A 9809-nucleotide genomic window follows, 5' to 3' on the forward strand; every position below is an offset into this window, starting at 1 on the left:
CGCGTGTTCGTAGGGTAGGTCGCCGGTTCGTACCTTTAACCCCCGAACGCGAGGCATAGGGTACGAACACGACGGCGGGGCCGGTGGCTACGCGCGCACGCCCTCCACGTCCTTGAGGGCCTTGGTGAGAGCCTCCGCCACCCCACGCGCTCCAAGACTGCGGTTCTTCGCACTCAGACGCTTGAGTGCCCACCTGAACAGGTCTTCCTGGGAGGCCCACTCCGGGTTCTTCGCACATGCCTGGGCCATGAGTCCCACCAGCTCGCGGGGATGGATCTCCTGGATGGACCCCACATGGTCCAAGGCGTTACGACGGTAGGTCGGAGCCGCGAGCGCGTCGTCCCGGCAGGCCCACACGAAGCCGTCCTCGTCGAAGTAGGCGAAGGCCTCCCCCAGGGCCGCCCGGATCGACTCCTCGCGTGATTTGACGGTTCGCGACAGTCCGAAGGCGCGGGAGATCTTGACGTAGAGCCGATGCTTGGAGATCGGGGCCTCGACCTGGCAGATGGCGGTGGCGACCTCGACAAGCACCTTTCTGGCCTCAGGGTCAGTACTGGCTCGGTCGAGGATCTCCAGGGGGCGCACACCCGCCGGGGTCCAAGCGGTGTACTCCTCGCCAGGGGCACGCGGGCCGGAAGCAGGAACCGGCGCCTTGCCGCCCACGTCGGTGGCGCCCCGGGCATCAGCCTTCGAGTCGTCGTCGGTCAGCGACGCAGCGTCCTCATCACGGGTAGCCTGCCCCGATTCGAGCACGGTGGTTGACGGCGTCGGCGGCACCCAGTGGCCGCCGGCTGCCGTGACGAGTCGGGCGACGACGGCCTTCGGGTCTGCCACCCATTCGGGCATCCAGACCCGCTCGACCCGCTGCCAGCCCATGGTGTGCAGGACCTCGACCGGCAGCAGGTCGCGGTCGACGACGCCCTCTCGTTTGTTCCACTGCGGCCCGTCGAGCATGACGGCCACGGTGGGGAGGTCTGGCTGGTCGGCACGTGCCAGCACGAGGTCGATCTCGAAGGTGGAGTGACCGACGCCGGTGTGGACCACGAGCCCGGCAGCGTCCAGCGCCTCGGCGATCTCACGCCGGTGCCAGTTAAGGGGGCTCTGCGAGGCCGGCAGGGCCCGTGGGGCCCGTCCCTCGGCGGCCTGGTGGAGGTAGGCGCGCAGGTCCTTGACTCCTCGGTGGGCCGTGCGCTCGGCGTGCAGGTCCTGGGGGTCGAAGCTGGTGAAGATGATGATCTGCCTGCGGGCCCGAGTGATGGCCACGTTGAGGCGACGCTCGCCTCCGGCATGGTTGAGCACCCCGAAGTTCAGCGGCAGGTCACCGTGCGCATTGGCGGCGAAGGTCGCTGAGAACAGGATCGTGTCGCGCTCCTCACCCTGGACGTTCTCCAGGTTTCTGACGAACAGGCCGTCTCGGGCGTCGAGGGCCTCAATGACTCGGGGTGATGCGGCCTTGCGCAGCCTGTTCTCGATGAGGTCGCGCTGGCGGTCGTTGAAGGTGATGACGCCCAGCGAGGGCAAGCGCTCGGGGGATGCCTCGACGTGCCGGAGCACCTCCTCCACGACGCGTTGAGCCTCGTGCGGATTGGTGTTCGGAGAAGCACTGGGGTGCCGAGCCCTGTCCTCGGGCCGGAAGTAGCGGCCGCGAACCCGCCGCAGTGAGATGCCGTGCCCACCGGGGCCGTCATCAGAGCCGGCTGCCATGGTCAGCGGGCTCGGGAAGGTGAGCAGCTTGCCGTCGTAGTAGTGGCGGTTGGAGAAGGCGACGAGGGACTCGTCCCGGCTGCGGTAGTGCCAGGTGAGACGGCGCTGAAGCAGGCCGCTGTCCAGGCACCGGGTGAGGATGGAGTCGGCCTCGGCCGCCTGCCCCCCTCGTGTCTCGCCGGCTGCGGGGGTGGGGGGCATCTGCTTGGGGTCACCGACCACGACCACGCTGCGGCCGCGCCCCATGGCACCCACGGCATCGGCCACCCGGATCTGGGAGGCCTCATCGAAGACGACAATGTCCACGTAGCGGCGGTCGGCCGGGAAGAACCGGGCCACCGAGTCGGGCGAGACGAGCAGGCAGGGAGTCAGGGCGGTGATGAGGTCGCCGTAGGTGCGGATCAGCTCGCGCACACTCATGGCGCTGCGACGGCGGTTGAGCTCGCTGCGCAGTGCCTCAGCGCGGGCGGCGGCGCCCTGAAGGACCTGGTCGCGGTGGGCCAGGACGACGTCGAGCAGTTCGGGGGTGAGGGCTGCCCGCAGCTCTTGGAGAGTGCTGCGGTAGCGCTCGATGAGCCGGTTGTGGGCGGCGGCGTCGAAGGCGTCCAGGCCGGTGGCGCGGGCCCGCTCCTCCAGAGCGGCTTGGGCGGCCGCAGAATCGGCGGAGTCCTCAGAGCCCCCGAGCTGGGCAAGTATCTCTCGGAGCCCGCTATAGGACGGGCCATCCGGTGCCGGCTCGTACAGGCCTCGGCGGTAGGTGTCGAGCTCGGCGCGGATCCCGGCCAGCTCGGAGCGCAGCACAGTCGGGTCAGTGCGCTCAGCCACTTCACCGGCGCCGACCTCGGACCCGGCGCCGTCTCCGGGCTCTCCTCGCCGCAGGGCCAGGGCGCGGCGCAGTGCCCGACGAACCTCGGTCGGCTTCATTCCGTTGTCGTGCAGGTTGAGCAGCAGGTCCCCGATGCCGGTCTCCTCGCGCAGGCGCCGAGCGACGACGTCGAGGGCTGACTTCTTCTCGGCGACGAACATGATGGTCCGCCCCATGGCCAGTGCCCGGAAGATGAGGTTGGAGACGGTCTGGGACTTTCCCGTTCCGGGCGGCCCCTCGACGACGAGGCTGCGCCCGGCGACGGCGTCGGCCACGATTCGGGCCTGAGCGGAGTCAGCGGCCAGGGGCAGGTCCTGGGTCGCCTCGTCGATATCGAGATCCGTGTGAGCCGGCCCAGCCGGGTCCACGAAGTTGTGGTGCCCTCCGGCCATGAGGTGGGCGACGAGAGGGTTGGCGGAGATCGTCGGCCAGTGGTCCTCGAGGTCCTTCCACATCCGGTAGGTGGAGAAGCGGAACAGTCCCAGGTGGACCGTGGGGGTGACGACGTCGTCCCAGCCGGCACGTCGCAGACGGTCGCGCACGTTGTCGAGAGTGGCTCGAAGGTCGATGCCGTGCTCGTCGAGCTTCGGGCTCCTCAGCTCGGTGAGCTCGATACCGGTGTCCCGCGCGAAACGGTCGAGGAAGGAGTAGTTGGGTGTGGAGGCGCCGGTCTCGTCGAGGATAAGCCTGAAGTCGTCGCCGATCCGCTCGAGGTTGACCGGGATGAGAATGAGCGGGGAGTGCAGGCGGCTGCCGTCACTGTCCCAATGGAGGGTGCCGATGGCCAGGTAAAGATTGTTGGCGCCGGTCTCCTCGACGGCGGTACGGGCGCTGGTGGCCAGGGCCTGGAGGCGCTGCACACGCTCCTTGGGTGCCAGCTCGACCTCGACGGTTCGTTCCTGCAGGAGTGATTCCGCTCGGATCTGCTCCTGCTGAAGGCCGTCGTCGGACAGCCCAGCGGGCCGGTATCGCCCCGCGGCGAGGGCGATGTACTCCTTGTCATTAACAAGATCCTCGAACTCACCGATGAGCGCCGGCGGGACGCGCAGCTCCACGGCGTCGCGAGAGATGCGATTGATGAGGGGGTTGCGCAGGGAGAGGTCGAGCAGGCTCTTCTGCCAGTTTTGGACGGGCGTGGGCGCCTTGGAAACGGGCAGGTTGTCAGAGGTCATGGAGTTCATGCGGTTCATGGGTGGTGAAGGGATGGGCGTCATCCCGCTCGCCCGACTCGGCTGGGCCGGCTCGGACGCCCCGCACACCACGAGCCTGTCGTTGAGGGACGCCGATGGCCGCCGGTGGACGGCCGCTGCGGGCAGGGGATAGGGATTGCTCCGGCCGACAAGCGCAGATTACAACGGCCCCTGAAAGGAACAGACCATTCCTCCGAAGAGCCCCTCCCCGCGTGTTCGTAGGGTAGGTCGCCGGTTCGTACCCTTAACCCCCGAACGCGCGGCATAAGGTACGAACGCGACGGCGGGTCTTCCGCGCTGGTGTCTTACAGGCGGGCGGTGCGGGCGGGATCGAGGCTCAGGGCGACGCGCGTCCCAGGAGCGTGGGGGCGCCGGGTCAGGGCGGTAGCACGGGTAGCACGGGCCGGCTCACGCTCAGCCGGGACATCCGCCCCGACGCCGGCCGGCCCGTCTGGCCCGACCAACTCGGCCAGCCCGTCCGGCCCCGCCAACTCGGCCAACCCGTCCGGCCCCGCCAGGCCTGCGAGCCGCTCGGGATCGAGCTCGACCTCCACCTCCCACTGGCCGCGACGCAGCCGCGAGGCCAGCACGGTGGCCGGCAGGGTGGCCGGCAGCGTCCCCGGTGTCTCCGGTGCCGCCGGTGTCTCCGTCTGCGCGGCCCCACCCCGCTCCCCCGGTTCCCCTGGCTCCCCCTCAGCGGCCTCCACCACGCGCAGCGCGCCGGGCGCGAGGGCAAGGTCGCCAACGACGTCGAATCCCAGGAACCGCGCCACCTTGCTGCTGGCGGGGTCGGCCCACAGGCGCTGGGGGGTGTCCAGGCGCAGGAGGCGGCCGCCCTCCATGACACCTACCCGGTCGGCCACGGTCATGGCCTCGTCCTGGTCGTGGGTGACGTAGAGCGCCGTCGTACCGCCCTGGCGCAGGATGGTGCGCACGTCGGTGGCCAGCTGCTCGCGCAGGGCCCGGTCCAGGGCGGACAGGGGCTCGTCGAGCAGCAGCAGCCTCGGCGCCGGGGCCAGCGCCCGGGCCAGGGCCACCCGCTGGGCCTGCCCACCGGACAGGGTCGTCACGCGCCGCCGCTCGAAGCCGGGCAGGCCGACGAGCTTAAGCATCTCGCGCACGCGCTCGCCCCGCTGGGCACGCGGCAGGCCGGTGAGCCCGTAGGCGATGTTGCTGCCGACGTCGCGGTGCTCGAAGAGCTGGCCGTCCTGGAACATGAGGCCAAAGCCGCGCTTGTGGACGGGCACGCGCACCATACTCCGCCCCGCCCAGGCGACCTCACCGGCAGCCACATCCTCCAGGCCGGCCACCGCCCGCAGCAGGGAGGACTTGCCCGAGCCCGAGGCCCCCAGGAGGGCGACGACCTCCCCGGCGGCCACCTCCAGGTCGACGCCATCGACGGCGCGCAGGTCCCCGTAGGTCACGGCGAGCCCGCGCACGGACAGGCCCGTCGAAGCACTGGTGTCACTGGCAGTAGGGCTCATGACCGCTCGCCTCCGTCCGTCCTGGGCCCGCGCGACCGGGCCGCCTCGTTGCTTCCACCCGTCGCGCCCGCGCTCCCGCCCCGCCTGGGGCCGAGCCGGGTCTGGAGCCACTCGCAGCCGAGCATGACGGCGGCACTGCCCACCGCCAGGACCACGCCCCCTGCCAGCGCCATCCCCTGGTTCTGGGAGCCGGGGCTGCCGATGAGCCGGTAGACGACCACCGGCAGGGTCGGTTCCTGGGGGCGGGCCAGGAACGACGTCGCCCCGAACTCCCCCAGCGACGTCGCCAGGGCGAAGCCGGCCGCCAGCCCGCCGGCGCGCAGCAGCTGGGGCCCGTCCACGCTCAGCAGCACCCGGCCGGGCCCGGCCCCCAGGGCGGCGGCCGCCTCGCGCTGGCGCGGGTCGATGGCGCGCAGCGCCGGCAGCAGGGTGCGCACCACGAGCGGCACGGCCACGACGGCCTGCGCCAGCGGCAGGATCCACCAGGAGCGGGTCAGGGCCAGCGGCGGACGCGCCAGGGTGATGAGGAAGCCGAAGCCGACCGTCACGGCGGACACGCCCAGCGGCAGCATGAAGGCGGCGTCGAGCCCGGTGATGACCCGGGCCAACGCCCGGCTGCGGGGTCGGCGCGAGACCACCAGACACACCGCCACCCCCAGGCTCAGGGCGATGGCCGCGGCCACCACGGCCACGGCCACCGAGTTGGCGGCCGCCTCCCACACGGTCACGAGCAGCGCGCTGCGCCCGCCGGTCGAGCCCAGGTCGGTGTAGTTCGCCAGCGTCCAGGCGCCGTCGCGCTGCAGGGAGCGCGCCACCAGCACCGCCATCGGCGCCACCAGCAGCCCCCCGACCGTGGCCGCGGTGACCGCGAGCGCGGGGGCGTCGGCGGCGCGCAGCCGTGGGGCGGGCACCTCGGTGCGCAGGCGCAGGCGCGTCTGGGTGGCGGCGCGCGCCCGCTCGGCCACCCACAGGGCCAGGGCGATGACGCCGAGCTGAACCACGGACAGGACGGCGGCGCCCCGCAGATCCAGGTACTGGGTGGTCAGCCGGTAGATCTCGGTCTCGACGGTGCCGATCCCCACCCCGCCGAGCACGAGCACCACCCCGTAGGCGGTGGCGCAGAACAGGAAGGTCAGGGAGGCGGCCGAGGCGATGGCGGGGGCCAGCGCGGGCAGGGTGACGGTGGCGAAGGCCCGCATCGGCGAGGCCCCCAGCGCCCGGGCGGCCTCCACGGCGCGCGGGTCGAGGCGCGACCACATGGTGCCCACGGTGCGCACCACGAGCCCGTAGTTGAAGAAGGCCAGTGCGGCGACGACCGCGGTCAGGGTCCCGTCCAGGTCCAGGGCCTCCAGGGGCCCGCCGCGGGTGACCAGGGCGTGGAAGGCGACGCCGACGACGACGCTGGGCAGTACGAAGGGCACGGTCACCACCCCGCGCAGCAGGTCGCGGCCGGGGAAGGCGCGCCGGTAGAGGACGAGGGCGCCGGGGATGCCGAGGGCCACGCACACGGCGGTGCCCAGTACCGCCTGGGTGAGGGTCTGTGTGAGGATCCGCCAGGTGCGCTCGCGGGCCAGGACCTCGCCGAAGCCGCTCAGGTCCAGGGCGCCGTCGGGAGCGAGGCCGCGGCCCATGAGCGTGGCCACGGGCCAGGCGAAGAAGACCGCCAGGAAGGCCAGCGGGCCGACGACGGCCAGGGTCCAGCCGGCCCGCTCACCCCAGCCGGCCCGCTCACCCCAGCCGGGCCGGGGGCCGCCGGCACCTCGGGCAGCGGCGCCTCCCCCGGCCGGCAGGACTGCCGACCCCGACGCCGTCCTCGGCACCGGCACTGGGGAGGCTCCGGCGTCGGGCCGGACCGGACCGCCTCCCGAGCCATCCGCCGAGCGCTGCGCCCCGGCCACCGCCCGAGCCCGGCGGAGCATCCCGGCGGACTCAGCGTTGCGGGAGGCAGCGGCGTCGGGCCGCGCGGCGGCGGCGGTCTCCTCGCCCGGCGCGTTCACTTGCCGACGGCCTCGGTCCAGGTGCCCAGCCACTCCTCGCGGTGGGTGGTGATCTCCTTGGGGTCGACCTTCACCGGCGACTTCGACAGCGGGCCGAACTTCGTGAGGGCCTCGGGCAGGGCGGCGTCGGGCAAGACCGGGTACATGTACATCTGGCCGGGGATGTCCTCCTGGACGGCCTTGGAGAGCATCCACGTCACGAAGGCCTTGCCGCCCTCGGGGTTGGCGGCGCCCTTGAGGACCCCGGCGTACTCGACCTGGCGGAAGGCGGTGTCCAGCAGGGCGGAGGTGGAACTGGAGCTCTTGTCCTTGGAGACTGTGAAGGAGGGCGAGGAGGCGTAGGACACGACAATGGGGTAGGTGCCTTTGCCGCTGCCGGAGAAGTCGGTCTCGTAGGCGGCGCTCCAGTCCTCGGCGATCCGGGCGCCGTTGGCCATGAGCTGCTTCCAGTAGTCGGCGAAGGAGCCGGCGCCGAAGTGGCCGATGGTGGCCAGCAGCCAGGCCATGCCGGGTGAGGAGTTCGTGGGGTTGATGGCCACGAGCAGGCCCTTGTACTCGGGCTTGGTGAGGTCCTCGAAGGTGGCGGGGGGCGTGAGGCCCTTGCCGGTGAAGTAGCCGGTGTCGATGTTGAGGCAGACGTCGCCGACGTCGATGGGCGCCAGGGCCGGGGTGTCGGCGACGACGTAGCTCTCGGCGCCCTTGGGCAGGGTGACGGTGGCGGAGGTGTCGATAACGCCCTGGTCGAGGGCGCGGGAGGCGTAGGTGTTGTCGATGCCGAAGACGGCGTCGCCCAGGGGCGCGTCCTTGGTCAGGACGAGCTTGTTGACCAGGGCGCCAGCGTCCCCGGAGGTGGCGACCTTGAGGGTGTAGCCGGTCTCGGAGGTGAAGGCCTTCTGGAGGTCCTCCGAGACGTGGAAGGAGTCGTGGGTGACGACGGTGACGGTCTTGGAGTCGGCTTTCTTGCCCTTGCCGCAGGCGGCCAGGCCCAGGCCGACGGCGCCGGCGGCGGTTCCGGCGAGCAGGGCGCGGCGGCTGAGGGCCGGGTGGGGCCGGCCGGGGCGGCGGGTGGACTGGATACTCATGTGTGCCTCCTGGATGGTTCTCCGGAGGGCCCGGCGACCACCTGCGGCGCGCCGGGGAGATGGTCTCGACTTCCTTCGCCGGTACTAACCGGAGCAGGTTCGAGGGTCTGCGGGCTTCCGCACTCTCAGCGCCATCGGCGGCGGCCCATCGGCCAGTGGCGGCCGGGCCGACGACGGGGCGCTCCCCTGTCGTTGCAGGTCGACTCTAGTTCGAGGACGCCCGCCGACACCAACCCCGTCCGGCCCGTGCCACGCGCCCGAGCCCTGCCGCGGCCCCCACCCGCATCCCCCTCCCGCGCGTTCGTACCGTACGCCGCCAGTTCGTACCGTAGGCCACCGGTTCGTACCCTGAACCCCCGAACGCGAGGCATAAGGTACGAACGCGTGGGGGCAGCAGTCAGTTTGGTCTGCTTGACTTCAGAGACTCTCGCTCAGACAAGATTCCAAGGTGGGTGGCGGTTGCTCTGGAAGTGACGGAGGGCCGATGGACGAGGCCTGGCGGGTCGTAGCAGGCCGCTGGTGTCCATGGTGCTGACATCACAGGCGCATCGGTGCTGCATGCCGAAGAAGAACCGCAGGATTCCAACGATCCCCACGGGGTGCTTCGACGGCAGGGTCGTTAATGTCAGCGCTGTGGACACCAAGCCGTGTGCCTGATCGACTCTGCGGGGTCATGGTGGCGAAGCCCGGCGCCCCTGGGCTCATCCGCCTTGGGTCAGCCTTACCTGCCGACATGCGGATTGTGGCCGTTCAGAAACGTGCCATGCTCACAGTAGACGCATTTTCTAAAGAAAGGAATGGCCAAGAGTCCGAAGCCGCACGTAAATAAGCCAATCATCCACAGGGCCGCAGTTCTCGCGATATTGCGAGAACCCCCCTCACAGTGGCAACAGCCAACACATCCGCGGCGCGCATAGGTCTCAACACTTTGATAGGACATCTCGGCAGTTCTCCATTGGAACAAAATGATCTTGCGGGCGACATCATCATAGTTCGCACCCACAGGCGCACGCCCCAGAACCTTCCCCGCCACCAAAATCGATACCAAATCTCATTCAACCATCTCAGAATATAATGACTGAGGAACTGAATGTCTGATAATTTCAGTTGTTCTCGATTGATAGACCTGAGCGGCGTTCAACGACGGCCTTGACCGCCGCGGAGAGCGGATCCGTGGACTCCCGGCCCAGCAGGTACGGAAGGTCATCACCCGTCCTGGCCAAGAACCCGTACCGGATGACACTGGCGATCGAGAGCATCAAGGACTGGCGGAAGGCCGGCATCCCGCCCTCGGCAAGCAGCTGCCGGTACTCGCCCAGGCTGATGTCTCTCACCTCGCAGCTCAAATGGCCTGTGACGTCGGCGGTGGAGACCGCTCTACTTCCCACTAAATCGTAGACCTTCCTCTCGTGCCTACCCGGGTCGCTGAGGACGGAAGCCGCGGCGCAGGCCAGGAGGCTTATTCATAGGGGTGTTTGGGGTGTTTT

At 70.3% G+C, this 9809-nt stretch carries 5 protein-coding genes and 1 riboswitch; all 5 genes read right to left on the reverse strand.

The genetic code is table 11. The features are described 5' to 3' along the window. Window positions 1–87: 87 nt before the first annotated feature. Window positions 88–3741: a DUF4011 domain-containing protein gene (locus HMPREF2883_RS04940; protein WP_256277334.1), complete on the reverse strand. Its 3654-nt coding sequence runs from the start codon at window positions 3739–3741 to the stop codon at window positions 88–90. A 323-nt stretch (window positions 3742–4064) separates the two neighbouring features. Continuing rightward, complete coding sequence (locus tag HMPREF2883_RS04945) at window positions 4065–5243, reverse strand: ABC transporter ATP-binding protein (RefSeq protein WP_070659305.1); 1179 nt, start codon at window positions 5241–5243, stop codon at window positions 4065–4067. Next, window positions 5240–7240, reverse strand: a complete 2001-nt coding sequence (locus HMPREF2883_RS04950; protein ID WP_256277335.1) for an ABC transporter permease — start codon at window positions 7238–7240, stop codon at window positions 5240–5242. The genes HMPREF2883_RS04945 and HMPREF2883_RS04950 overlap by 4 nt, the downstream gene beginning before the upstream one ends. Then, window positions 7237–8322: a thiamine ABC transporter substrate-binding protein gene (locus HMPREF2883_RS04955; protein ID WP_070659307.1), complete on the reverse strand. Its 1086-nt coding sequence runs from the start codon at window positions 8320–8322 to the stop codon at window positions 7237–7239. The genes HMPREF2883_RS04950 and HMPREF2883_RS04955 overlap by 4 nt, the downstream gene beginning before the upstream one ends. A 53-nt stretch (window positions 8323–8375) precedes the next feature. Beyond that, window positions 8376–8520: riboswitch (TPP riboswitch) on the reverse strand. Window positions 8521–9425: 905 nt separating this feature from the next. After that, window positions 9426–9656 (reverse strand): hypothetical protein, encoded by a 231-nt coding sequence (locus HMPREF2883_RS04960; RefSeq protein ID WP_256277336.1) that lies wholly within the window; start codon window positions 9654–9656, stop codon window positions 9426–9428. Window positions 9657–9809: the final 153 nt, after the last annotated feature.

Source organism: Actinomyces sp. HMSC075C01, assembly GCF_001812965.1.
GTDB lineage: Bacteria > Actinomycetota > Actinomycetes > Actinomycetales > Actinomycetaceae > Actinomyces > Actinomyces acetigenes.

Bases quoted from the DNA above. Each gene is read 5' to 3' on its own strand.
- HMPREF2883_RS04945 (WP_070659305.1), bottom strand. From the start codon at position 5,243: ATGAGCCCTACTGCCAGTGACACCAGTGCTTCGACGGGCCTGTCCGTG.
- HMPREF2883_RS04940 (WP_256277334.1), bottom strand. From the start codon at position 3,741: ATGACCTCTGACAACCTGCCCGTTTCCAAGGCGCCCACGCCCGTCCAA.
- HMPREF2883_RS04955 (WP_070659307.1), bottom strand. From the start codon at position 8,322: ATGAGTATCCAGTCCACCCGCCGCCCCGGCCGGCCCCACCCGGCCCTC.